The sequence below is a fragment of the Flavobacterium sp. BFFFF1 genome (assembly GCF_002256285.1).
Lineage (GTDB): Bacteria > Bacteroidota > Bacteroidia > Flavobacteriales > Flavobacteriaceae > Flavobacterium.
In genome coordinates, this window is the sequence record NZ_NKJE01000005.1 from 107,741 (window position 1) to 132,227 (window position 24,487).

The 24,487-nt window shown below is 41.9% G+C and carries 22 protein-coding genes; 5 read left to right on the plus strand and 17 right to left on the minus strand.

Annotated elements, in window-relative coordinates; translation table 11 throughout:
- Window position 1: 1 nt before the first annotated feature.
- From CFE23_RS04740 to metG, 4 genes are read right to left on the minus strand one after another with little or no spacing between them, the layout of a single operon-like run.
- Entirely contained in the window at window positions 2–1,423 is a 1,422-nt protein-coding gene (locus CFE23_RS04740; RefSeq protein WP_291084789.1) for a hypothetical protein, read from the minus strand.
- A 33-nt stretch (window positions 1,424–1,456) separates the two neighbouring features.
- Entirely contained in the window at window positions 1,457–2,086 is a 630-nt protein-coding gene (locus CFE23_RS04745; RefSeq protein ID WP_291084792.1) for a chloramphenicol acetyltransferase, read from the minus strand.
- On the minus strand, window positions 2,083–2,772 hold the full coding sequence (locus CFE23_RS04750; protein ID WP_291084795.1) for an HAD family hydrolase: 690 nt from the start codon (window positions 2,770–2,772) through the stop codon (window positions 2,083–2,085). The genes CFE23_RS04745 and CFE23_RS04750 overlap by 4 nt, the downstream gene beginning before the upstream one ends.
- 7 nt (window positions 2,773–2,779) lie before the next feature.
- Window positions 2,780–4,852 (minus strand): methionine--tRNA ligase, encoded by a 2,073-nt coding sequence (gene metG, locus CFE23_RS04755; protein ID WP_291084798.1) that lies wholly within the window; start codon window positions 4,850–4,852, stop codon window positions 2,780–2,782.
- A 249-nt stretch (window positions 4,853–5,101) separates the two neighbouring features.
- Between metG and CFE23_RS04760 the strand changes: the two genes are divergently transcribed.
- The 4 genes from CFE23_RS04760 to CFE23_RS04775 all read left to right on the plus strand — a co-directional run bounded on the left by CFE23_RS04760 (window position 5,102) and on the right by CFE23_RS04775 (window position 9,048).
- A complete protein-coding gene (locus tag CFE23_RS04760) occupies window positions 5,102–6,076 on the plus strand; it encodes an LD-carboxypeptidase (protein ID WP_363331551.1) in 975 nt (324 codons plus the stop codon).
- Between the two features lie 3 nt (window positions 6,077–6,079).
- Window positions 6,080–6,439, plus strand: a complete 360-nt coding sequence (locus tag CFE23_RS04765; RefSeq protein WP_291084801.1) for a YraN family protein — start codon at window positions 6,080–6,082, stop codon at window positions 6,437–6,439.
- A 68-nt stretch (window positions 6,440–6,507) separates the two neighbouring features.
- Window positions 6,508–7,167 (plus strand): aspartate kinase, encoded by a 660-nt coding sequence (locus tag CFE23_RS04770; RefSeq protein ID WP_291084804.1) that lies wholly within the window; start codon window positions 6,508–6,510, stop codon window positions 7,165–7,167.
- 57 nt (window positions 7,168–7,224) lie between these two features.
- The gene (locus CFE23_RS04775; protein ID WP_291084808.1) at window positions 7,225–9,048 is read left to right on the plus strand and encodes a M12 family metallo-peptidase; all 1,824 of its coding nucleotides are present in this window, start codon (window positions 7,225–7,227) and stop codon (window positions 9,046–9,048) included.
- Between the two features lie 113 nt (window positions 9,049–9,161).
- Here the strand turns inward: CFE23_RS04775 and mfd are convergent, their stop codons facing one another.
- A complete protein-coding gene (gene mfd / locus CFE23_RS04780) occupies window positions 9,162–12,452 on the minus strand; it encodes a transcription-repair coupling factor (protein ID WP_291085017.1) in 3,291 nt (1,096 codons plus the stop codon).
- Window positions 12,453–12,529: 77 nt separating this feature from the next.
- Window positions 12,530–13,111, minus strand: a complete 582-nt coding sequence (locus tag CFE23_RS04785) for a hypothetical protein (RefSeq protein ID WP_291084810.1) — start codon at window positions 13,109–13,111, stop codon at window positions 12,530–12,532.
- Window positions 13,112–13,264: 153 nt separating this feature from the next.
- On the opposite strand from CFE23_RS04785, the gene CFE23_RS04790 reads away from it, so the two are divergent.
- A complete protein-coding gene (locus tag CFE23_RS04790; RefSeq protein WP_291085021.1) occupies window positions 13,265–14,212 on the plus strand; it encodes an L-threonine 3-dehydrogenase in 948 nt (315 codons plus the stop codon).
- 51 nt (window positions 14,213–14,263) lie between these two features.
- On the opposite strand, the gene CFE23_RS04795 is transcribed toward CFE23_RS04790, so the two are convergent.
- The 11 genes from CFE23_RS04795 to CFE23_RS04845 form a co-directional block, all read right to left on the minus strand.
- Complete coding sequence (locus CFE23_RS04795) at window positions 14,264–14,854, minus strand: hypothetical protein (RefSeq protein WP_291084813.1); 591 nt, start codon at window positions 14,852–14,854, stop codon at window positions 14,264–14,266.
- Between the two features lie 16 nt (window positions 14,855–14,870).
- Window positions 14,871–15,308 (minus strand): hypothetical protein, encoded by a 438-nt coding sequence (locus CFE23_RS04800; protein ID WP_291084816.1) that lies wholly within the window; start codon window positions 15,306–15,308, stop codon window positions 14,871–14,873.
- A gap of 137 nt (window positions 15,309–15,445) precedes the next feature.
- Window positions 15,446–15,943 (minus strand): nuclear transport factor 2 family protein, encoded by a 498-nt coding sequence (locus tag CFE23_RS04805; protein WP_291084819.1) that lies wholly within the window; start codon window positions 15,941–15,943, stop codon window positions 15,446–15,448.
- 42 nt (window positions 15,944–15,985) lie between these two features.
- Complete coding sequence (locus tag CFE23_RS04810) at window positions 15,986–17,383, minus strand: ammonium transporter (RefSeq protein WP_291084822.1); 1,398 nt, start codon at window positions 17,381–17,383, stop codon at window positions 15,986–15,988.
- 180 nt (window positions 17,384–17,563) lie between these two features.
- On the minus strand, window positions 17,564–17,869 hold the full coding sequence (locus CFE23_RS04815) for a hypothetical protein (RefSeq protein ID WP_291084824.1): 306 nt from the start codon (window positions 17,867–17,869) through the stop codon (window positions 17,564–17,566).
- A gap of 219 nt (window positions 17,870–18,088) precedes the next feature.
- Window positions 18,089–18,412: a hypothetical protein gene (locus CFE23_RS04820; RefSeq protein ID WP_291084827.1), complete on the minus strand. Its 324-nt coding sequence runs from the start codon at window positions 18,410–18,412 to the stop codon at window positions 18,089–18,091.
- 508 nt (window positions 18,413–18,920) lie between these two features.
- Complete coding sequence (locus CFE23_RS04825) at window positions 18,921–19,343, minus strand: very short patch repair endonuclease (RefSeq protein WP_291084830.1); 423 nt, start codon at window positions 19,341–19,343, stop codon at window positions 18,921–18,923.
- Window positions 19,344–21,014: a hypothetical protein gene (locus tag CFE23_RS04830; protein ID WP_291084833.1), complete on the minus strand. Its 1,671-nt coding sequence runs from the start codon at window positions 21,012–21,014 to the stop codon at window positions 19,344–19,346.
- Entirely contained in the window at window positions 21,011–22,876 is a 1,866-nt protein-coding gene (locus tag CFE23_RS04835) for an AAA family ATPase (RefSeq protein WP_291084836.1), read from the minus strand. Before CFE23_RS04835 ends, CFE23_RS04830 begins: the two co-directional genes overlap by 4 nt.
- The gene (locus CFE23_RS04840) at window positions 22,873–24,135 is read right to left on the minus strand and encodes a DNA cytosine methyltransferase (RefSeq protein ID WP_291084839.1); all 1,263 of its coding nucleotides are present in this window, start codon (window positions 24,133–24,135) and stop codon (window positions 22,873–22,875) included. Before CFE23_RS04840 ends, CFE23_RS04835 begins: the two co-directional genes overlap by 4 nt.
- Window positions 24,132–24,353 carry a helix-turn-helix transcriptional regulator gene (locus tag CFE23_RS04845; protein WP_291084842.1) on the minus strand — a complete coding sequence of 74 codons (222 nt, stop codon included), beginning with the start codon at window positions 24,351–24,353 and terminating at the stop codon, window positions 24,132–24,134. Before CFE23_RS04845 ends, CFE23_RS04840 begins: the two co-directional genes overlap by 4 nt.
- Window positions 24,354–24,487 lie beyond the last annotated feature (134 nt).

Sequence of the window (24,487 nt, forward strand, 5' to 3'; positions counted from 1 at the left end):
CTTAATTCATTGTAGCGTCCTCAAATTTGCGGAGGACATATTGTTTCGCCCTTTTGTCGTAGTAAGAAAGGACATAGAAACCCCGGTAATAAAATACGTTTGAAACGATTACGTCTTCACTTTCGTTTAGAAATTGTGAGATAAAATCATCAGCCAATAGCTCGTCAGCCGCAATCATATGGTTAAATTGATCATCGACGACAGTTTCAAAATAGACTGTTTCCGCCGTGTCGCTATCGAAGAGATCGGTTACGTCTGCATCGGTTCCTGTAGCAATGGTGCCTACAGACAGCGCAATCCCAGCAATAACGCTGCCGGTCGTGTTCGTCTCGCGAAGGCCGCCCACAGTGATGAGCAAGTGGCCTGAATTGTATTCATAGACAGTAATTCCCGTTCGCGAAGATGATAGTTTTCGAAAAAATTTCTTCAGAGACTTTATCACTGTAGGCCGCTGCGTCCCAGTTGCGCTGAAAAAAGGAGAATTCCGGAAACTAATGGTGTCCTTCTCAGCGCTACTGAAAATTTTAATATCTGAGGTATTATCAATCGATCTTGAAGCCAATGACAGCTTTTGGTCACTGACAGCGAGTTGATACAATCTTTGGTTTTTAAGAAACGAATTATGAAGTCTGGAGCTGTCTTCAGACGTTTGGTGCGGGAAGTTTTGTTCGGTCACGGCGAAGCTTCCCAAATCAATTCGCAACATTTGGGTGGCGACATGGTTTAGGTCGTTTGTAATAAAAACCTGGTTGTTTTCAACGTACAATTTAATCTTTTGAATGCCGGACACAAGGCCGTTAACATTCTTTGGTTCGATTTTTTCAATCGGATTTTGGGTAATAAGGTCATTAAAAGGGACTTTGGCGTTATTAGCATTCAGGAATTCAAATGCCGACAAATCGATTGTTTTAGAAATGAATCGCCCACTACCGTAATAATGGACCGTTAAATTTTGAGCGTTTTTTGAAGCGGTGATTGCATAAAAAATATTCCTTTCTGTAAAACTGCAAACGAAATGCTCATCGCCGGAAAATAATTCATGCTGCCGTGAAGTAGATTTTTTGTTTTTTACATCAAAACTGACTTCAAGTATTTTTTTAATTGGATCATCTGACCAGAATACGATAGGGTTATCGTCTTCAAAAGCATACCCCAGGATGAAAGTATATGATTTTTCAGGTCTGGCCACAGTGAGCGTATCCCTTAGAAATAAGGCACTGTTGTACCGAAGAAAATGAACAGATTCTTTGTCTGAAAGCAGCGCAAATACTTCGTTGTTCCGCTCATTAACAGCATTGAAAGAAACGTACTGGTCTTTGCCTTTTTTTAATTCTACAGCAGTCGCGCTGAGGACTGTCTGCCCAGAAAGGCGAAAGCCAAAGCCAACGAATACAAACATGAAGAGACAAGCAATATTTTTCATTCCGAAGCAAATTTAAAGTTGAAAATTACGGAATTATAAATTCATTTGCTGCTGAAAACAGTCAATAAATTCGCCAACATGTAAACCGTCCATCAGCGCATGGTGCACATGCACCGACATTGACATGGATTTATCGCCTGCTGCATCTGAGAGCATTTTTCCGAAAGAGATTTTTGGGCAGCTGTCAGCTAATGCGTAATTCCGGGCATGGGACAGTGAAGTAAAATTAACCCACGGTAAGGCAGAAAAATGAATCAGGTTGTCCTCATCAAAAGATCTTGTGAAAAGGCCTGAGGCTTTTTTGACACGCTCAATTTCGACAAGTGCCTTTTTTGCAAAATGGTCAAAATCCGGATCAAACTCAATCAACGAAAAACCAAATGATCCATCTTCCCTGCCAATGGTGGCAGAGCCGTGGATAACTTCATGAATGATTACTTTTTCTCCTGAAATTCTGTACTTAAAAGCAGGTACCGCATTGGCTGCTACAAGTGTTTTGTGCAGATAATAGAGAAAATAAGAATACCGACGTTCTTTGCTTACTGTATATGCCCGCGTACAATCAACAGTGACCGTCGCGCCAAAAAAAGGTTCGTCAAATTTTCGGAAAAACTCAAAATGCTCCCTGCGCGGCCAGCTTTCCAGCTCCAGATAGTTTTTCATGATTGAAAAAGAGAAAGTACATCTTTTATTTTTTCAAAGTCGCGGAAGTTTGCATGCACCACCTGATGGTCAATTTTTTCATGAGCCCACGTCGTGTGAAACGGAATGTGGATGGCATGTCCGCCGATGCCCAACACCGGAAGCACATCCGACTTCAGGGAATTTCCTATCATCAGGAATTCTGAGGGATGAATATCAAGCCGGGTTACTAGATCAGCATAGTCTTTTTCCTGCTTATCAGACATCACTTCAATATGATGAAAATATTTTCCGAGGCCGGAATTATGTAATTTTCGCCTTTGATCCAGTAAATCACCTTTTGTGGCGACCACGATTTTATATTTGGGATTAAGGATTTCCAATACTTCTTCCACACCGTCGAGCAATTCAATTGGTTTTTCCAGCAATTCTTTACCATACACGATGATTTTCGAGATGATTTCATTGCTGATGGTATTGTTGGAAATCTCCAGGGCAGCCTCAATCATCGAAAGGATATAGCCCTTGATGCCATAGCCGTAAAGGCGAAGGTTAGCAATCTCTGTTTTGAAAAGCTCCTGTGACAGCGTATGTCTTGATAAATAAGGCGCCAGAAGCTCACAGAATTTTTCTTCTGTTTCCTGAAAATAGGGCTCATTGACCCATAGCGTATCATCTGCGTCAAATGCAATTACTTTGATATCCATATTGCAATTAATTGATTGTTTCGCCATTGGCAACTCCCGCTTCCTCCGGACTTACAAAAACAAGTTTCCCCTCGGAATTATTGGTCATAAGGATCATTCCCTGACTTTCTACACCCCGCAGGTTTCTCGGCGCAAGATTCGCAAGAACAGTAACTTTCTTTCCAATGATCTCTTCAGGGGAAAAACTTTCAGCGATGCCTGAGACTATTGTTCTTACGTCTATACCCGTATCAATTTTCAACACCAGGAGTTTATTTGCTTTTGGCATTTTTTCAGCCTCGAGAATCGTGCCCACCCGCAAATCCATTTTAGAGAAATCTTCATATTGTATTAAATCTTTCTGGGGCTCCGCTTTTTTGTTTTCCGCCTTGTTGGCAGATTTCGTCGCTTCAAGCTTTTCAATTTGCCTTTGAATCTCTTCGTCTTCGATTTTTGCAAAAAGAAGTTCAGCTTCAAGTATTTGCGTGCCTGGGTGAAGGATTTGTTCGTCTTCCGAGACCGCTTCCCACGCATTTCCTTCGCTTATAACCGTTTGAAGGTTAAGCATCTTTTTAAGCTTATCCGATGTAAATGGTAAAAACGGCGCCGACAAAATGGACAACGCAGACGCAATCTGAAGCGCAACATACATCTGCGTTTTTACGCGCTCAGGATTTTCTTTCACCAACTTCCAGGGCTCTTCGTCCGCCAGATATTTATTGCCAAGCCGAGCGAGATTCATCATTTCGGTCAAAGCTTCACGGAAACGGTAGCGCTCGATAGAACTCGCAATAACGTCAGGATAGGCACGCATTTCGGTGAGCGTCTGAATATCAACTTCCGAAAAGTCGTTTGGGTCCGGTACAATGCCGTTGTAGTATTTATTTGTAAGCACCACCACACGGTTGATGAAATTTCCAAAAACCGCTACCAGTTCATTATTATTGCGTGCCTGAAAATCCTTCCACGTAAAATCATTGTCTTTGGTCTCTGGCGCATTGGATGTCAGCGCATAACGCAAAACATCCTGTTTGCCCGGAAAATCCTCTAGATACTCGTGGAGCCAAACCGCCCAGTTTTTCGATGTTGATAATTTATTGCCTTCAAGGTTCAGGAACTCATTTGCCGGAACATTATCGGGAAGTATGAAACTCCCTTCTGCTTTCAGCATGGCGGGAAAAATGACACAATGGAAAACAATATTGTCTTTTCCGATAAAATGGACCAGCTTGGTATCCTCACTTTTCCAGTAAGGCTCCCAGTCTTTTCCTTCACGCTGCGCCCATTCTTTTGTGGAAGAAATATAGCCAATCGGCGCGTCAAACCAGACGTAAAGCACTTTGCCTTCAGCGCCGTCTACGGGCACCGGAATGCCCCAATCGAGGTCCCGCGTAACCGCGCGCGGCTTCAATCCGTCGTCAAGCCACGATTTTACCTGACCGATAACATTCGTTTTCCAATCCTTTGCATGATCAACAAGAATCCATTTGTTTAAGAAAGCATCATATTGATCCAACGGCAAAAACCAGTGCCTGGTTGATTTCATCACCGGAACTGTCCCGGTAATCGTCGATTTCGGATTGATCAGATCGGTTGCATTCAATGATGACCCGCATCGCTCACATTGATCACCATAAGCTTCTTCATTGCCGCACTTAGGACAAGTCCCAATTACAAAACGGTCCGCAAGGAATTGATTGGCCTGGGCATCATACAATTGCTCAGTCGTTTCTTCGATGAATTTGCCCTCTTCATATAATTTTCTAAAAAAATCAGACGCCGTTTCATGATGGATTTTCGAAGAGGTACGGGAATAATTATCAAAGGAAATGCCAAAATCCAGAAACGATTTACGGATAATGCTGTCGTATTTATCAATAACCTGCTGCGGTGTAATGCCTTCTTTTCGTGCCTTCATCGAAATCGCAACCCCATGCTCATCGCTGCCGCAAATAAATGCGACATCGCGGCCCTGTAATCTCAGGTAACGGGAGTAAATATCTGAAGGGACGTAAACACCGGCGAGATGCCCAATATGTATGGGGCCGTTCGTATAAGGCAAGGCGGCCGTAACCGTATATCTTTTTGGATTTTGCAACATGATTCAGTTTAATTGATTGCAAAAATAAGGATTTTTTGGAGCTGTTTCCTGCTGTCCGCTATATCTTTTTACCGCGAAAAGCGGATAAAAAGGATGCCGCTTCCATCAGGGCTATGCGGTCAGCCCAATGTCTCGTCCAGAGAAATGCGAATTCCAGTCCGGTTTTATACTTTGCGAGTTGATTCGCCGGACAATGCAACTTTTCGTCCGGAAAATTATTGATACTTTTGTATACCGTTTTACAATACTATGAAAAAGCCAGGCCCGTTATTTTTACTAATCATATGCGGATTTTTCATCCACCAAAACATACAAGCACAAAGAAAAATGATGACACCCGAATTTTTAAAGAAAGGCGACACCGTGGGTATTTTAGCCACGGCGCGGAAAATCGAAATGGCCACATTACAGCCCGGGATCAAGCTGCTCGAAAGCTGGGGGCTGCATGTCGTCATTGGAAAAACCATTGGAAAAGAAGACCACCAGCTCGCCGGCCCCGACTGGATTCGTGCCACTGACTTCCAGGAAATGCTGGACAACCCGTCGATTAAGGCGATATGGGCTGCGAAAGGCGGCTACGGCACAGTCCGCATTATTGACCGTATCGATTTCAGCAACTTTAAAAAGAAACCAAAATGGGTTGTCGGATTCAGCGATATGACCGTCCTGCATAGCCATATCAACAATATGGGTATAGAAACCATGCATGCGCTGATGGCGATGAACGTGAAAACGGCCACGCCGGAAGCAATTGAATCGCTGAGAAAAGCGTTATTTGGGGAAAAGCTGGAATATAAAATGACACACCATCCCTACAACAAAAACGGGAAGGCATCTGGCGAAATTGTCGGTGGAAATCTGTCGGTCTTGTATAGTATCCTAGGCTCAAAATCAGAAGTGGATTACAAAGGCAAAATCCTCTTTATCGAAGATCTTGACGAATACCTTTACCATATCGACCGCATGATGATGAATCTCAAGAGAAACGGATATTTCGACGGTTTAAAAGCAGTTCTCATAGGAGGCATGACCGAGATGAATGACAACGATATTCCGTGGGGTAAAGATGCGCTGCAAATCATTCAGGATATTTTAAAAGATTACAAAATCCCGGTGATATTCAACTTCCCCGCGGGCCATATCAAGGATAACCGAGCGATGATTTTTGGGAAAACAGTTTCTGTAGACGTAAATGAAATTGGTTCCAAAGTAACTTTTGAATGAGACATGGCAAGTCATAATGAGCTTGGGAAAGAAGGGGAAGCACAGGCCGTTGGATTTTTACAATCAAACGGTTACCAAATTCTGGAAACCAATTGGACTTTTGGAAAAGCCGAAATTGATATCATTGCGCTAAAAAACGGCACACTTGCGGTCGTTGAAGTTAAAACCCGCTCATCACTTGATTTTGGCCTTCCGCAGGAATTTGTAAAAGCAAAAAAAATCCAATTGCTCGTAAAAGCAGTTAATGAATATGTCGAAAGTAACAATATTAACGCCGAAGTACGTTTCGACATCATCGCCATTCACGCCGTAAACAACACCTTTGTAATGGAGCATTTGGAAGACGCATTCTACCATTTTTAGCATGTTATATTTGTAACAAATTGTTTTTTAATTGTATGTTTGCAGACAACAACACTACTTTAAAATCTATGAAAACAATTTCTGCTGTGGTCGAAAACTACATCAAGACCAAGCCATTTCTGCTCAGCGCGCTGTCGCAGGGAATCATTAACCTGACATCATTGTCAAGAAATATGCTCCCTGAACTGCAGATTGAACTCGGAAAGGACGTGAAACAAGGAGCTATCGTAATGGCACTTAAAAGACTTTCGGAAGACCTTGATTTCAGATTGAACCACAAAATTGTAAAGGTCCTGAAAAATCTTGGGGAAATTACCGTCCGGTCTTCGTTGTCTGATTTTACCTTTGCCGTTTCGGATACTATTTTAAACAAACAAGCTGAGCTGATTTCGGAAATCAACAACTATTCCGACATATTTTACACGTCTTCGAGAGGTGTCAGCGAAACCAATATCGTAGTGAGTGACAGTGTCAGCCACCTTGTAGACAAACATTTTGCAGGTGAAAAATTGCTGCATAAATTCGAAAATCTGGCCTCTATAACAATCAAATTACCGAAAGATAACGTATCTACTCCTGGAGTCTACTATTTTATTTTCCAACGGCTTGCGTGGGAAGGAATCATTATCAATGAAGTGATTTCTACGTCCTATGAATTTACGGTTTTGGTCAGCGAAGATGATGTTGATATCGCTTTTAAGGTAATTAAAGACCTGAAAACTTTGTAAATCAAAAATTTAACAATTTTATATATTATATTTGACTTCTTTAATTTTTAAAATACTATGAAAAAAATTATCCTTTTAACAGCATTCCTTTTTTCTATAAGCTTTCAGGCACAGAAGGCCGTAGTAAAAGATGTTGAAAAGTTGATTGCTAAAAAAGCAGTCTTCAAAAGTATTCAGGTTTTAACGCCTGTAACCACAATTGATAAAAGTCGTGAAAACATCGTTAAAGATGCCGCATATGCTAAAATCAATATGGCGTCAGTAAACGATGTCGTGTCACAGAAATACCCAACAATTGAAGTTTCAGTGCCATACCACAATGAGAATATTACAGTGCAGCTTTATCGTGTAGAGGTTTTGGCAGAGGGCTTTCACCTTGATACGGATAAAGGGAAGAATGTCGATTATACGCCTGGGGTGTATTACCGCGGAATGGTGAAGGATGACGAAAATTCAATCGCTTCATTCAGTTTCTACAACGGCCAGATTAGTGCAATCATATCCAATCAGGCGCTCAGTAATTTAGTTATTGGAAAGCTTAAACAAGCTGGAAATGTGGACAACTACATCCTATATGAAGATCAAAATATGCAGGTAAGCCAGGATTTTGACTGTCATACAGATGACAAAAACATCAAGGGCAATCTTGATACACACCGTAATGAAGCCGCGACACCGCAAACATTTAAGTGTGTTTCGATGTATTATGAGCTGGACTATAACATGTATCAGGCTAATGGAAATAACATATACGCCAACGCTGATTGGCTCATTGCAATGTTTAACAATGTCCAGACGCTTTATGCAAATGAAACCGTTAACATCGCCTTGAAATCGGTTTTTATGTGGACTGCGCCGGACCCGTACAGTGGGGGAAGCTCTTCTGATTATCGCGACCAGTTCGGAACCCTGCATGGAAATTTTGATGGTGACGTAGGCCAGTTAATGGGCGTTGACCCTGGAGGACTTGGAGGCGTGGCAGCAGGTATTGGGGGAATCTGTACCAATTCTAACTATAGCTACGCAGATATTGACCCATACTACAATGACGTACCGACCTATTCTTGGACTGTTCAGGTTTCTACTCACGAAAACGGACACGTCTTTGGCGCAAGGCATACGCACGCCTGTGTCTGGAATGGCAATAACACGTGTATTGACGGTTGCGCGGGTTATGCAGAGGGAGACTGCGCCGTAGGGCCTATTCCATCTGCATCTGCAAAAGGAACGATTATGAGTTACTGCCACCTCGTTTCAGGGGTTGGAATTTCATTTAATAATGGATTTGGGCCTCAAGTGTCTGACGCTGTGGTGAGTTTCGTAAATAATTCATCCTGTCTCAGCACAACCTGTTTTGAAGCGTGTATAAATCGTGTCAGCAATGTGATGGTTTCCCCAACTTCAACTACTTCTGTTTCGGTTACCTGGTCAGATACAAATGGCGCTGACCAATGGGAAGTATCTGTAACCGAAGCAAGCAGCGAATTTGAATTGTCCGAGATCGTCAATACAATGACGTATACTGCGATCGACTTGATACCCAATGCGCAGTACCGTGTGAAAGTAAGGCCAGTCTGTTCAGAATACTTGTATACCACTTTTTCAGAGAAGCTATTTACAATGGGTAACCTTGGCGTGATTGACAATACAACAATTGATTTTGCATTCTATCCAAACCCAACTAAAGACGTTGTAAACATCAGTGCTAAAACCACTATTGATGAGGTAATGGTTTACAATATTGAAGGCAGGCTGCTTTACAGCAAAAAAGTGAATGCTGTGGATACCACAGTAGATATCTCATCATTTGCCGCTGGGACCTATTTCTTCAAAATGAAATCTCAGGATAAGGAAGCCAATTTCAAAGTGTTGAAAATGTAATTAAATTCAACTGTATATATTTAAAAAGCCGTTTCACATGAAACGGCTTTTTTTTGGTTTATAAGGAACAGTATGCTACTGTTTAAAAAAATATAGTTTGTAAACGGACTTCTTTAAACCATCTCCAACAACTGCAATGCTTTTGCAATCGATTTAACCTGTTCAAATGTCAGCAATAGCCTTAATCCGTTTGGCGTCTGTTTTTCTTTCATACGGCAAAGCGCGGGCTCTTTTTGCACAAACTGCAGTACTTTTCTAAACTGGGCAGAAACATAGTAATCCGATTGTTGGTCGGAAACAAAATAACAAATCATCTTCCCTTGTTTCATCACCAGCTTTTCAATACCGATTTTTGTAGCAATCCATTTCAGGCGGATGCTGTTCAATAGTGCTTTTGCCGGCTTGGGCAAAGGACCAAATCGGTCGATTAGTTTTTGTTCATAAGCCATCAGGGTGTCATCATCCTTGATCAGGCTCAGCTCGTTGTACAGGTTCAGCCGCTCTGAAATGTTGTTGATATAATCGTCCGGGAACAACAGCTCGAAGTCGGTATCAATCTGGATTTCCTTTACATATTCTTTTTCGAGGTCGCTTTCCTCATCGGCATATAAATCCTTGAACTCATTTTCCTTCAACTCCTCAATCGCCTCGTTCATGATTTTCTGGTATGTCTCAAAGCCAATTTCGTTGATGAAGCCGCTTTGCTCGCCCCCCAATAAATCACCAGCACCACGGATTTCGAGGTCTTTCATCGCAATGCTGAATCCACTACCCAATTCACTAAATTGCTCCAATGCCTGGATTCTTTTTCTGGCATCATCAGTCATTGCCGAATACGGTGGGCAGATGAAGTAACAGAACGCTTTCTTATTGCTTCGTCCCACCCGGCCACGCATTTGGTGTAAATCCGATAGCCCGAAGTTATTGGCATTGTTGATGAAAATCGTATTGGCATTCGGTACGTCAAGTCCGCTTTCAATAATCGTAGTGGCTACCAAAACGTCAAACTCCCCATTCATAAAGGCCAGCATCAGCTCTTCCAGTTTTTTTCCATCCATCTGGCCATGGCCAATACCGACCCTGGCATTGGGCACGAGGCGTTGGATCATCCCGGCCACTTCCCGGATGTTTTCGATTCGGTTATTGATAAAAAACACCTGGCCGTTTCGCTGGATTTCATAGGAAATGGCATCCCGGATCAACTCTTCGTTGAATCCTACCACGTTGGTCTCAATTGGATACCGGTTGGGTGGCGGGGTGGTAATCACCGATAAATCCCTTGCGGCCATTAGAGAAAACTGCAATGTACGCGGAATAGGCGTTGCCGTTAATGTCAGCGTATCTACGTTGGCGGAAATGGTTTTCAGTTTGTCCTTTACATTCACGCCGAACTTCTGCTCTTCGTCAATGACCAATAAGCCTAAATCCTTGAATTTTACATTTTTGTTCACCAACTGGTGCGTCCCGATGACGATATCAAGCCTGCCTTCAGCAAGGTCCTTCAGGGTCTCGGATTTTTGTTTTGCGGTCCTGAATCGGTTTAGGTAACCTATGGTCACCGGCATGTCTTTCAAACGCTCAGAGAAAGTTCGGAAATGTTGGTAGGCCAAAATCGTCGTAGGTACTAAGATCGCTACCTGTTTTCCGTTGTCTACCGCCTTAAATGCAGCCCGGATGGCGACTTCTGTCTTCCCGAATCCTACGTCACCACACACCAGGCGGTCCATTGGGCGATCGCTCTCCATATCCGCTTTTACATCCTGCGTGGCTTTCGTCTGGTCTGGCGTGTCTTCATAAATAAAAGAGCTCTCCAGCTCCAATTGCATGTAACTGTCCGGATTGTACCGAAATCCCTTTTCCAGCCTCCTTTTTGCATACAACTGGATGAGGTTAAAGGCAATGTGCTTGACGCGGGCCTTCGTTTTTTGCTTTAAAAGCTTCCAGGCATTGGAGCCTAGCTTGTATATCTTGGGCGGAGCGCCGTCTTTGCCGTTGTATTTGGCAATCTTATACAATGAATGGATGCTCACATACACAATGTCGTTGTCGGCATAGACGAGCTTGATGGCTTCCTGTGTCTTGCCCTCGACCTGAATTTTCTGAAGGCCGCCGAATTTCCCGATACCATGGTCGATATGCGTCACATAATCCCCTACTGAAAGTGTGGTAAGTTCCTTTAGCGTAATGGTCTGTTTTTTGGAATAGCCGTTTTTAATGCTGAACTTATGGTAACGTTCAAAAATCTGGTGGTCCGTGTAACACGCTATCTTATTCTCTTCATCGATAAAGCCTTGGTACAAAGGCATTACGATGGTTTCATATTGTTTCCTAAGGTCCTCAGAATTGGTTTCGTCGAGGCTCTCAAAAATATCGTGGAAGCGCTTGGCCTGCTGCTCATTGGAACAGAAAAGGTAGTTTTTTATGCCATTAAAATGGTTGTCGCTGAGGTTGTTCAGCAGCAAATCGAATTGCTTGTTAAATGATGGTTGGGGGCGGCCATGGAATTCAAATACCCTGTCGGTTTTAAATACCGCTTTTGAACCCGTTTCGATTACCGTAAAAAGCAAAGCTTTTTTCAGGAAAGCGGCCTGGTCGATAAACAGTTTCTCAGGACTGGCATGTTTAATCTCTGTGTTGAGTTTCCCAAAGGCTTCGCCGGCTTTCTCGTATAGTTTGTCCAGCTTGTAGCCCAATCCTTCCGTGTTTGAGAAGAACAGCACCGATTTTGGGCTGATGTAATCAAGGAAACTTTCCCTGTTTTCCCGGAAAAACTTGTTTTCCATATTGGGGATGATCGTGATTTTCTTCTGCCGTTCAATCGACAGTTGTGTTTCCACGTCAAAGCTCCGGATGCTTTCCACCTCATTGCCGAAAAATTCAATGCGGTACGGATTGTCATTGGAAAAAGAGAATACATCGATAATACCGCCGCGCACAGAAAATTCTCCCGGCTCTGAAATAAAATCCACACGTTTAAACTCATATTCGAACAACACTTCATTGATAAAATCAATTGAAATTTTATCGCCGAGCGCAATTTTCAGGGTGTTCTTATCCAGTTCCTTTTTCGTGACCACTTTTTCAAACAGCGCTTCGGGATACGTGACAATAATCCCAGGTTTTTTCCGCGAATTGATTCGGTTCATCACTTCAGCGCGCAACAGGATATTGGCGTTGTCGGTTTCCTCAATCTGGTAAGGGCTGCGGTACGAGCCGGGATAGAATAGGACATCGTCGGCATTGATCATCTGCTCCAGGTCGTTCAGGAAATAGGCTGCCTGTTCCTTGTCATCGAGCACCAATAAAAAGGAGTGTTCTGATTCCCGGAACAACGCATTTACAATAAACGAATATTGCGAGCCCGCAAGGCCTTTCAAATGCAGTTTCTGGTCGCCCAACTGCATTCTGGCGGCAATCTGGTTCGTCTTTTCGGAATGGTCAAACTTATTAAACAGGGCCGTTTTACTCAATCTGGCTTCTTTTATTTCATGGGTTTATTGGGGATTGCCCTTGTGGTGTCCAGCATCCGTATCATGTCTGATTCGCCCTGTTCCACCGGAATGTTGTCTTTGGCAACCAATTCCTCCATTTGTAATTTAAGTGAAAATAATGTCGCGTTGATGTCTGAAATGCACATTACCACCTTTTGCTGCGGAATGTCATCAAGGCTGATGTATAGGTCCAATGAACGCACTTTTGTCGTCAGTGCAGCAATCCGGCTTTTGATTTCCGGCTGCGAAAATTTAATTGGGATATTGTTGTTTAAATCGTTCACGCGTGTTGATAGTTCCTTTGCCTTTTTCTGGAATGCGGCAATGGAGCTCTTTGGCTTTTGGCGCAATTCGGTAAGAAATAAACGCCATTCTCCCCAATTTCCTGCGATAGCCTGGGTTTGGGCGTTGATGGGCTGGTCTGCAAAGTTCCAGGAGCGCTCAATGACGTTAAATACTGCTTCCTTCTTTTTGATGTCTCTTTGTTGTTCCGCGACGCGTTTTACCGTGTCCTCCTGGCAGGAAGACAGCAGCATCGCGAAAACGCTTAAGATCAGCAGGGTTTTTCTCATTTTTAGGAATTGAAGCGCAAAGTTACTCTTTAGTTCTAAAAGAGCGTAAATGGCCCGGTAAATTTAAAGAATTTTTAGCGTAAAAAATCTGTTTCAATATGTAATGCTCCCGCAGGTGAAAATCTTATATTTGTGTCAGTAAACAACAACAACATGCCAAAAATCCTGATTATCGGTGCCTGCGGACAGATAGGAACCGAGCTTACCCAAAAACTCCGAAGCATTTATGGAACGGATAACGTAATCGCTTCGGACATCCGGAAGCTCAATACCGAAATGGTGAACTCGGGCCCGTTTGAAGTAGTCAATGCGCTGGATTTCAACCAAATTGAGCACCTGGTCGAGAAACACCATATCGAGGAAGTGTACCTGATGGCCGCACTGCTTTCCGCGACCGCCGAGAAAAACCCTGCATTTGCATGGGACCTGAATATGAATTCCTTATTCCACGTGCTGAATTTAGGCAAAGCCAAAAAGATCAAAAAGATTTTCTGGCCTTCCAGTATTGCGGTTTTCGGACCTACCACGCCCAAAGAAAATACGCCGCAATACACGATCATGGAGCCTTCTACCGTGTACGGCATCAGCAAGCAGTCCGGCGAAAGGTGGTGCGAATATTACCACCACATTTATGGTGTCGATGTGCGCAGCATCCGCTATCCGGGACTGATCAGCTGGTCAACACCTCCGGGAGGCGGGACTACGGATTATGCCGTTGATATATACCACAAGGCGCTATCCCAGGGGAAGTATGAATGTTTCCTGAGTGCCGGGACCAGGATGCCGATGATGTATATGGATGATGCGATTAATGCGACGGTTAAAATTATGCAGGCACCGGTTGAACAAATTAAAATACATTCTTCGTACAATCTGGCAGCGATGAGTTTTACACCCACGGAGATTGCCGCCGAGATTAAAAAGCATATCCCAGGATTTGAAATCACCTATGCGCCGGATTTCAGGCAGAAGATTGCGGACAGCTGGCCCGCCAGTATTGATGACCAGGAAGCCCGCAGGGACTGGGGCTGGACGCATCAGTACGATCTTGAAACCATGACCGTCGACATGCTGGAGCATCTGGCAGACGAAGCAAAATAAAAAACCGCCCCAATACTTTGGGGCGGTTCTGCGAATAACTAATTCAAATCATTATGGGGCCTGTACGATAGTCGGCCTTAGTGATTCCAGGACGGCTACAACGTCTGTATACAATTGCGTGTTTGCAGCAACGCCATTAGCCTGTGCTGCAGCACCTACGTATCCTTCAAATTTTGTGTAATCAGCGTTTGTTGATTTCACACCCATCCTCGAGTTCATAGCAGGATTGTGCGCCGCTGCCATAGACAGTCCGTTGTACGTATTTACAGCATTGGTGCCACCTGTGTTAAACGAGAAGAAGTCGGTAAGGTTGTCTACTAAGAAGGCGAGGTTGGTCGTATTGCCAGCGCCTACTTCAGCAAGTAACGGGGCGAAGTGCGCCGATAAATTCCCTGAAGCATTGGATTGTACGTCGGCAACAATCAGGCCAACGGTAGAGTTTACCACTTTGCGGTAGCTCAAACGTCCCTGCTCAATCATTTGCCCTGCATTGTCCGGATCGGCAACCATAGTCGTTCCGCCCAATCTTTCGTAGATTGAAGGGGTTACTGGTTCATTGTCGTCATCATTGTTACATGATACGAACGTTACGCCGGCGAATAGAAACATCGCCAATAGTGCGCCTTTGTTAAACTTTGTCATAAGATATTATTTAGAATTAATTGAATACGCTTTGTACCGCGAGTGCGAATTTGTATTTGAAGCTCTTCGGGTCCATGGCCGGGCAAACCTGTTTTGAGGCCAGTTCACGGGGTACCGTAAACATTTTGGCATCATAGTGGCCCTTTGCCATCAGTTGGTTAAAGACTTTCTGGGAATCCGTAAAACGGTTGTCGTGAAAGTACACGACCACGTTGTTTTTGACGATAATGCTGTCGGAGGTAATCCCTTTAATGCTGCGCAGGTTTTGGCAGACATCCTTTTTCTTAGCGGCGTCAAGCGGCTCGCTAAAGTCGATTCGGCTCACCTGGATATTGGGAACGTCAAGTTTTAATGGCCTTGACATCGCAATATGGGCAACGAGTACGACAAACAATACCAGCACTGTTCCCAACAGCGACAGGATTGCAATCTTGATTTTTTTGCGTGTTTTCATAAATCTGATTATTGGTTAAACAATGGCTAATCAGAAACAGTTACGCAATAAGAAGGGGTTGGGTTTTAAATGGGAGGAAAATTCCTGTAATTTATATTTATTATAAATAATTCAGGAGTCAGATCCCTGCGGTTTGGCTATTCGCTTTTCAGCTTTTCCAGGATCTTGTCGTCGAAATTTGCTTTCAATTGGATGACTTCATCGGTGTTGTCATTTGGAATGGTGATGGAGAGTACATAGTGGGCAATTTTCCACTGTCCATCTTCTTTTTTCAGGACACCGGAGCCACGGCAGACCTTCATCCAGGTGTCCAGCAACTCGTCAAACCAGGCAATTTTGCCATCTTCACTGAAATAGATGTGGCGTTCCAATGCCTTAAAGTCCCATGCTTTCCCTTTTTCAAAAAACGGTTTTGCGAAAGCGATAAAGGCATCTTTCGTCCAATGCTCCGTGGGATCTGTGCCAATGAAAACGGCATCTGTTGACAGTTTTGAAAAATAGGCTTCAAAGTTGGCTTCCGCTGCGGCTTTGTGCCAACTGTCCAGCACTGCACTGACTTCAACACGTTGTTTTTCTGTTTGCGCCGATAACGACAGTGTTATGAACAACAGCAGGGCAGGCAATAACTTTTTCATCACTTTAAATTTTGCTAAAAGTACAAAATTATGTCAGATGTATTAAGGCTTTTCGTGTATCAGGTTTAAGATGCCCACCGGTTCCGCTTTGTGCTGGTCCAGCGATTCGTCGTGTTGCGACAGGTCGAGCCCCTGCTGTTCCGCTTCCTCAGACACGCGCAGCGGAATAAAGACATTGGTGACTTTAAACAGGATTAACGACCCGACAAACGTGAATACCGATACCAGTACCAGTGCCATCATGTGGTGTGAAAACACGCCCCACCCGCCATGCAGCAGGCTGGCATTCTCGCCCTGTGCAAAAATGGCGGTCAGGATCATGCCCATGATGCCGCCGATCCCGTGGCACGCAAAGACATCGAGCGTGTCGTCTATCTTTTTCATGATTTTGGCGTTCAGGACTTTATTGGAGACGATGGCGGTGATAAAACCGAAGAAGATGCTTTGCGGAATGGTGACATAGCCCGCGGCAGGGGTAATGGCGACAAGTCCTACGACCGCACCTACGCAGGCCCCCAGCGCGGAAACCTTCCTGCCGTTGAGGCGTTCAAAGAAAATCCAGGTGAGCATGGCGGCTGCCGAGGCGGTGGTTGTTGTGGCAAAAGCCAGGGCGGCGGTTCCGTTTGCCGCGAGGGTGGAGCCGGCGTTGAATCCGAACCAGCCAAACCACAACATGCCTGTTCCCAGAAGTACAAAAGGAATGTTTGTTGGGATGTGGCTGCTGTTTTTCCGTTTGCCCAAAACCAGCGCGCCTGCGAGTGCTGCAAAACCGGCGCTCATGTGTACGACGGTACCACCGGCAAAATCCTTGACGCCAAAATAGGTGCCGAGGATGCCATTAGGGTGCCAAACAGAATGGCAGAGCGGGGCATAGATCAGTAAGGTGAACAGGCAGATGAACAACAGGTATGAAATGAAGCGTACGCGTTCTGCAAAAGACCCTGTAATAATCGCTGGGGTGATGATCGCAAACTTCATCTGGAACAACGCAAACAGCAGGAACGGGATGCTTGATGCCATCTTCAGGTGCGGTAGTACGCCCACATGGTCAAAGAATGGGAACGACAAAGGATTCCCGATGACACTGTAGAATTGCCCATCGATATAAAATCCTAAGGGTTCTCCAAACGCAAGGCTGAAGCCTACCACAATCCAGATCAGGGTGACCACGCCCAGGCAGATGAAACTCTGCAGCATGGTTGAAATCACATTCTTCTTGCCGACCATCCCGCCGTAGAAGAAGGAAAGTCCGGGTGTCATCAGCAGCACGAGGCAGGAGGCGGTAAGCATCCAGGCGACATCGGCGGCATTGATCTGGTCGGTCGTTCCAAATTGGGACAGCACTTCCGGAGTATCGGGCGAAGGTTGCCAAAACAGCCCGGCGATGGCCACTACACTAATCACGATAAATGAAACAATCCAGCGTTTTTCGATTTTCATAACAGTATTTTTAAGTTATACCCCATAATTCATGGGGTAAAATTAAAAAAATATTGTTTTAAATGGGTTGATACCCTAAAAAAATAAGCGATATCGAAATAGTGGTTGTGTTTTCTGAATCACTCGCACATAAAAAAAGCCACGTGCGAACGGTGGCTTCTATGGGAGGTGAGGTGCAGTTTAGGCAAATTCCTTATGCCGAAACCACGAAATGAGTTCTTTATAGGCTTCGCGTTCCTCAGTTTTGATGGTGATCGAAGCCCGGGTGCCATCTTTGTTTAAGATGTGCAGGCGGTAGCTTGACGTGATGTAGTATTGCAGCGCCCGGCCGATCATTCCGGAAAAGGGCAGGGCCTTTCGGTGGGACAGGTGCATGCTGTAGATGGATTGCAGCGGAAACAACTGTATTCTATTGTCTTCACTCAGAACGAGGATGTCATCCTCGATGGTAAACGGTGCGTTCGGATAGGGGTTATTTGGCGTCATAATCAAGATTATTTATTTTCCAATTCACAAAGGTCTCGATAAACAAATGTTAAATGTTATAAGATTCCCATGCGGATTTATGTTTTAACAATGTGAAGTATGAAACGGGGCAGGCAGTTTACGCGTTTGCTGTGGTGTCCTGGGCCCGTTACAGGCAAAAGAAAAGCCGCTCCAATTGAAGCGGCAATTTCCGGATGTATATAGAGATATAGAAGTGCGTTAGGAGGCCGGATGCAGCTGGCGTTCGCGAACTACGTTGACCAGGTCCGTAAAATACCAGCAGTCGTCGCGTGACATTTTAATAACGATCCTGTTTTGGTCTTTGGTATGGATGTGCAGTTTGTAGCTTTCGTCATCGATATCCACCATCAATCCCATAAATGCCGGGAAATAGGTTGTTGTTGTCTTTCTGAAATGCATTTTGTGGATGTCATTCAGCGGCAGGCTAAATGCTTTTCCTTTAAAATTGAAGTCCACAACATCGTTGCTGATTTTCACATACGGGTTCCGCGGGTTGATCGAGGGTTTCATGTTGTTGCTCATTTATTTTACAAAGGAAAAGAAAACGTTCCGGTATGTGTATCAGGATTTTAGGGATTTGTTATGATTTAAAGGGGTGCTGGGTGTTGGGTACTGGGTACTGGGTGTTGGGTACTGGGTGCTGGGTGTTGGGTTTTGGTAGTGTGGACTCGCTTTGACTCGCACTAGTATCGCACTAGTATCGCTTTAGTATCGCATTAGTAACGCTTTAGTAGTACACTAGTGGCGCTTTACGGGAACATTACTTGCGCATGCAACGGCATGGCTTTGCGGGGGCAGCCCGATGGTCAAATTTACGCCGCACCAGTTGGTTGTGGCGCGTCCTTATCGCGGGGACTTCCCTAACCTATTTACCTTACTATCCCATCGTGTCTTCTCCATATTTCGTTCGTATTTCGCTCGGGTATTGTTGGGGTTTTGTTCGACGAAAACCGATTTTCGTCGAAGGAATTGGGGTAAAGGGCTGTGAAACCCGAAGGAATGTCGAAGGAGGTTCGGAGGGGAGGGGTCGTTATGGGATTGGATTTTTGGACGAAAGGTGGTGTTCGATAGTTGCGATGACGGTGGGGAGGTCTTTTTTGATTTGGTTGGTCCAGAAGCGGAGGACGGTCCAGTCGGATTGGATGAGGTGGGTGTTGACTTCGTTATCCCGCTCGATGTTGCGGCGTATTTTCTTATCCCAGAACTCAGCGTTGTTTACGGGTTTCTTCTTGGTCTCAAAATCCTTCCCGTGGAAAAACTCTGAATCAACAAAGATGGCGATCCTGAGTTTCTTAAAAGTGATGTCCGGTTTGCCGAAGACGGTTTTGTTGTTTTTTCTATATCGGTATCCCAATGCCCATAACGCTTTTTGCAGCCGAACCTCATCTTTGGTCGCGGTGGCTTTGATGGCCGCCATGTTTTTTGAACGTTGTTCTTTCGAGTGAGGATCCATTTACTCAAGCATTTTAATTGTAAAGTCATCAAGTAAATTCAGAAGTTCCACATTTATTTCATCTTTTTCATGGAGAGCGAGCAGCAATGTACTTTCTTGGATTTTTATCGCTTTGCCATTTAGTATCTTAAAGTTCGTGTTGACAAATTCAGGTAATGAATCACCGAAATCTTTTTCATAAAATCTATAATGACATGCAGATGGATCATTGAAGTATTCTAAAAATTCATGTCTAAATTTTTCTTTCGCAGATTCTCTAAATTGATTGATTCTCCCACTGTTCGAATGGGTATAGGATTTGAGTACGAACAAGAAATTTATTTTATATTGCAATACAAAAAGGGTGTCTCTGTCAAATAACCTTCCTTCGAAATGATAAGAGGTTTTAGGGGCACTATACTTTATTAATTCCGGAGTGTCAAAATTGTTCTCATCATACAAATGTCCATAAATGAAAAAATTCGGAGATATGTTGTAACCTTCAGTAGTTTCATCTCTATAGCGAGTATTGGGATACGGTTGATTACGGTTAAACAAATCAATATTATGCTGAATTACATTTTTAGCATATGTGAATTGTTTGTATGTAGAAAGTTTTCCTGCTTCGGCATTAGACTTGTAATACTTAGAGTCTCCAATGTAAAAAATATTCTCAGTATCAATCAGAGACTTGTATTGAAAAATATGATCTATTATTTTACCGTCTTCGTTATGCTTTAACTTTTGTATTGATATACTATCAACAGAGTTGTCATATATATCCTCTGTGAAAAGTTTATCAACCATATCTTCAAAAACTATATTGTAATTCCTAACCGATATAAATTCTTCTTTTTTTCTTTTTGGACTGCTAAGATCTGTTTTACTAAAATACAATTCGCACAATTGATACATTCTTTTCAGAGTATCCGCAAAATATCGGTGTTTGATTTTACGAAGCCTGGAAAGCCCGGTTCTCTGTAATTTTTCAAAGTTATGTCCTGTAATTATTCGGTAAGTTTTATCAAACGATATTGGCAAATCATGCTCTGTTTTAAAATGATTTAGAATTGAAAAGAAATAACTTAATAATTCCTCTTCATCATTTACCTTTTTTTGGTTGTTCCGAATCTCGGTATATAAAGGCAGTTTCTTTGATACGATAATCGGTAGCGATGTGCGGATTGTTTTCTCCCATTTTGCTTTTTTCGCCTGATTTGAGATGAACTCAATATGGCGGTAAAGAATAGTGTTTTTATTCTTTTTGTAAAAATTTGTAAAAGTTAAAACGAGGTCCAGATAGGAATACTCATTTAAACCAAGATTAGAGTTTAATTCGAAACTTTGGCTGCTATCAATAATAATTGTACTTCTGTAACGCTTCTTGAATTCTGCAAGACTATTGTAGAAATAGACTAAAAGTTGTCGTATCCAATTATAGTTGGAATCATGCTTAAAAGAAATTTGCAAATTAGAGTCAAATAAATCCTGAGGTGTAAATCCGAAAACTTTTCCTTCCTGAATAAATACTTTTGGAAGAATATAAACAACGTTTTTAGTAAGAAGTGAATGGTAATACCCTACGCAATTGATGGTTCCGAAATATCCATCCTGTATGAAGAATTTTGGATCGTCAAAAATCTCCAAAAGAGAATCTAAACTGTATCGTTCACCTTCAATGAGTATTTTCATTCTTCAGATGTTTCTTCTTTTTCCTCAGCTACCACAGAATCATCGGTGTTGTTAATAACTTCTACTTTTAGAAATTCAAGAAGCTTTTCTAAATTACTCTTTCCATTTGAAGCAATAGGAAAAAAATCTTCATAAGAAGTTCTGGAAGCAACCTGTTCAAAAATGGAATCTTCTTCATCCTTGAAGACATCAATCCATAAATAGAATATGGCTTTATTAATGAATTCTTCTAAAGAAATTTGTATTTGGTTTGGCTTAATAAAATAATTACCGATGCATTTATCAGATCCTAGATTCGGATTTCTTTTTATGTGTTCATTCGCTTTTCCAATAAAATCAATCCATTTGAACGATCTGTTCTCATCAAGTATAACAATGTAGCTAAAGGAATCATTTCTTTGGGATCTATCTTCATTATATTCCTCCAAATTGATAGGGATATATTCCCACGCCCACCGTCTTTTAAAGGCACTGTCCATAGGAAAAAGCGATTGATCGGAAGTATTCATTGATGCGAGTATATGAAGATTGCGCGGCAATTTCATTTTTCCACCTTCTATTCCACCTTTTCCTTCACCTAATTCGCGATTCAAATGCTCTGAAAGTTCTTTAGAAGGCGAAATAGAATAGTTACTGTTTCTGTCTAATAGTTGGAATAAATCGCCAAATATTTCAGCACAATTGCCCCTGTTTATTTCTTCAATTGCGAGATAGAAGTTCTCCTGAGGGTTTTTCCATGCAGCAACATAGATTTTTGTAAAAACCTGAGGAACAAATTTGTATTTTATTTCGTCTTCTTCCGTTGAGGGCTTATAACCTCCAACAAATGAGGAATAATCAAACTCAGGATGGAAAGTTATTCTTTCTTTATTCTTTTCAGGGATGTCTTTAAGTATAGATTCTATTTTATGTGACTTTCCTGTACCTGGGGCACCGTAAAATATTGTTTGGAGAATTTCATGACTTACATTTCTTGATTGCAAAGAATATTGGCCGTCATTTTTAAAAGCTTCTAAAACCCCATTGGATAAATCACTAATAAATTTTTGAAGATTGTTAAATGATAAAACTCCTTCTCCTTCAACATCTCCCCATTGTGTTGTGAAATAGGCATTAGGATATTCATTTAATCCCAAATCTTCTTCAAAAAAACGAGCCGTATTTGCAGAACTTAACGATTGTTTATTCTGAGGATTGTCAAATACCCCTATAAGATTTCCAGACCCGAAATATGGTTTTATTTTTAAACCTGCATAAGGCGTGTCATTAATCTTGGAGTCATTTTCTCTTACTTTTTTAATAATTTCTTCTGAGCCGAATTTGTCTATTAAAATTTTAAAAGATTTAAAAGCAAAATGCTTTAATTCCTTTTCAGACAATAGAATTTCTGTTTTTGACGGCTTTAAAGAATTTTCTGACTTTGGTTTATAAAGGTTTAAAAGTTTTTTTAATTCCTCTATCGTATTTGTAATAAAATTTTTATCTAAATATATTGTCTTTTCATCATACTTTTCTACAGGCACCTTGTTCGCCCATGCTATCAGTTTGTTTAGTGTAGAAATCTGTGATCTGGTTTGTACTGTAATCATTGAGTTAGCGGTGGGATCTTTAAAATATGTGTTACCCCAATCACGCCATGTATGCTCATCATATAAGGGTTGTTTTTGAAACACACTAATGTTTGAATTAATGTCTTCTAACATTTGAATAAAAGCTTTTATGCCTAGTGAAAAAGACTTTATGCTGTCTCTTCTTCCGGAATTACTGAAAGTCAGAAAACCTCCCTCTTCATTTAAAATTACTTTGTAACGTGAAATTTTATTAAGGTCATTTAAGTATGCGGAAATGTCTTCTATTATCATAATAATTGTCTTTTAATTTCTCTAAATATTGCTTCTATCACCGGAACAGAAACACTGTTTCCAAATTGTTTATATGCCTGAACATTAGATTGATGAATAATAAAATTCTCTCCATAGCCTTGGAGATTTGCTGCCTCTCTCGGAGTAAGCTTCCGTGGATTTTTTCCAGCCTGAGATATTAAAATTTCGCTGCCATCTTTATAATATCTTGCAGATATAGTATTTGTGTTTGTGGAATCAGGATGAAACAATGAAAACCCAAATCCGTTACCTTTTTCCAGATGTTCTTTTTTACGTCTTATATGGCCGGCATATAATTTGTCTGAAATTGTGTATTTCTCATCAGGATTGTCTTCAAGAATATCCCGCACATAGGTTTCTGCAACGTTGTTTAAATCTTCTCTATTATAAATAATATTATTTTCTTTATCAATACCCAGTGGGAATTTAAAATCTTTATTTTCTGCTATTAAAAATGCCACAATGAATATTCTTTCTCTATTCTGGGGTACTCCGAAATTCTTGGAATTTAAAATTTCATATTTGGTTTCGTATCCTAATCCTTTAAGTGTTGCAATTATCGTTTTAAGAGTATTTCCTTTGTCATGATTTTTAAGGCCTTTTACATTTTCAAGAAATACAACTTTTACGGGAGTGTCATTTTCAATATTTCTGTTTAAAATATCTGCAACATCAAAAAACAAAGTGCCACGTGTATCTTCAAATCCTCTTTTAAGACCGGCCTGAGAAAAAGGCTGGCATGGAAATCCTCCACATAAAACATCAAATCCAAACGGAATAAACCTTTTTGTTTCTTCTTTGGTTATATCTCCAAAGGGGAACTCTCCGAAATTATTATAGTAAGTGGTTTTTGCAGCTTCATCCCATTCAGACGAAAAAATACATTCTCCATTATTTTTCTGTCCTGCAATTCTGAATCCGCCAATTCCCGCGAATAAATCAATAAACTCAAAATCAGGATTTAGTGGTTTGCGAAATGGAACTTCGGATGTTCTGTCAAAAAGAGAATATTGAAGAGCCTCCTCGGCTACCACATTTGTAATTTCGGTTTGCGTGTAATTTTGATTTTGAAGTGTTTTTTTGACAAATTTTAATGCTCCTTTTTTAAATGTTCCGCGATGTTGTTGCGAGCTTTGGAGATAATGAGTGTAACAGGCACGGCCATTGCTTTCAGGCTCAACTAATTTAGTCTTTAATAAAGTCTCTGTTATAAAATCGGAGTGTAATACGTTGCTCATCTCTTAAAATTTTTATCATTAAAGAATGTCACTAGGTCGACATCCAGGGCGTGTACAATTTTTTCAATAATGGTGATGGAAACATTTCTTTTCCCTTTTTCTATATCTGAGATATAGTTCCTGTCTACGTTGGAAATGTTGGCCAAATACTCAATGGACTTGCCTTTTTCTTCTCGTAATTGTTTGACTTTTAGCCCAAACTTCTCCTTAATATTCATAATTTTAAAAGTATTATTGTGCCTACAATTGACCCGCCTACAATTGACCGCATTTGTATTTTCTTAGTAACAAATTTGTAAACATTTGTGTGCTGCAGGAAATAAATAATTTAACAATACGTTCACTACGAAAC

Coding starts and splice junctions, on each gene's coding strand:
- CFE23_RS04740 (WP_291084789.1), bottom strand. CDS start 1,423: ATGAAAAATATTGCTTGTCTCTTCATGTTTGTATTCGTTGGCTTTGGC.
- CFE23_RS04745 (WP_291084792.1), bottom strand. CDS start 2,086: ATGAAAAACTATCTGGAGCTGGAAAGCTGGCCGCGCAGGGAGCATTTT.
- CFE23_RS04750 (WP_291084795.1), bottom strand. CDS start 2,772: ATGGATATCAAAGTAATTGCATTTGACGCAGATGATACGCTATGGGTC.
- metG (WP_291084798.1), bottom strand. CDS start 4,852: ATGTTGCAAAATCCAAAAAGATATACGGTTACGGCCGCCTTGCCTTAT.
- CFE23_RS04760 (WP_363331551.1), top strand. CDS start 5,102: ATGAAAAAGCCAGGCCCGTTATTTTTACTAATCATATGCGGATTTTTC.
- CFE23_RS04765 (WP_291084801.1), top strand. CDS start 6,080: ATGGCAAGTCATAATGAGCTTGGGAAAGAAGGGGAAGCACAGGCCGTT.
- CFE23_RS04770 (WP_291084804.1), top strand. CDS start 6,508: ATGAAAACAATTTCTGCTGTGGTCGAAAACTACATCAAGACCAAGCCA.
- CFE23_RS04775 (WP_291084808.1), top strand. CDS start 7,225: ATGAAAAAAATTATCCTTTTAACAGCATTCCTTTTTTCTATAAGCTTT.
- mfd (WP_291085017.1), bottom strand. CDS start 12,452: ATGCAGTTGGGCGACCAGAAACTGCATTTGAAAGGCCTTGCGGGCTCG.
- CFE23_RS04785 (WP_291084810.1), bottom strand. CDS start 13,111: ATGAGAAAAACCCTGCTGATCTTAAGCGTTTTCGCGATGCTGCTGTCT.
- CFE23_RS04790 (WP_291085021.1), top strand. CDS start 13,265: ATGCCAAAAATCCTGATTATCGGTGCCTGCGGACAGATAGGAACCGAG.
- CFE23_RS04795 (WP_291084813.1), bottom strand. CDS start 14,854: ATGACAAAGTTTAACAAAGGCGCACTATTGGCGATGTTTCTATTCGCC.
- CFE23_RS04800 (WP_291084816.1), bottom strand. CDS start 15,308: ATGAAAACACGCAAAAAAATCAAGATTGCAATCCTGTCGCTGTTGGGA.
- CFE23_RS04805 (WP_291084819.1), bottom strand. CDS start 15,943: ATGAAAAAGTTATTGCCTGCCCTGCTGTTGTTCATAACACTGTCGTTA.
- CFE23_RS04810 (WP_291084822.1), bottom strand. CDS start 17,383: ATGAAAATCGAAAAACGCTGGATTGTTTCATTTATCGTGATTAGTGTA.
- CFE23_RS04815 (WP_291084824.1), bottom strand. CDS start 17,869: ATGACGCCAAATAACCCCTATCCGAACGCACCGTTTACCATCGAGGAT.
- CFE23_RS04820 (WP_291084827.1), bottom strand. CDS start 18,412: ATGAGCAACAACATGAAACCCTCGATCAACCCGCGGAACCCGTATGTG.
- CFE23_RS04825 (WP_291084830.1), bottom strand. CDS start 19,343: ATGGATCCTCACTCGAAAGAACAACGTTCAAAAAACATGGCGGCCATC.
- CFE23_RS04830 (WP_291084833.1), bottom strand. CDS start 21,014: ATGAAAATACTCATTGAAGGTGAACGATACAGTTTAGATTCTCTTTTG.
- CFE23_RS04835 (WP_291084836.1), bottom strand. CDS start 22,876: ATGATAATAGAAGACATTTCCGCATACTTAAATGACCTTAATAAAATT.
- CFE23_RS04840 (WP_291084839.1), bottom strand. CDS start 24,135: ATGAGCAACGTATTACACTCCGATTTTATAACAGAGACTTTATTAAAG.
- CFE23_RS04845 (WP_291084842.1), bottom strand. CDS start 24,353: ATGAATATTAAGGAGAAGTTTGGGCTAAAAGTCAAACAATTACGAGAA.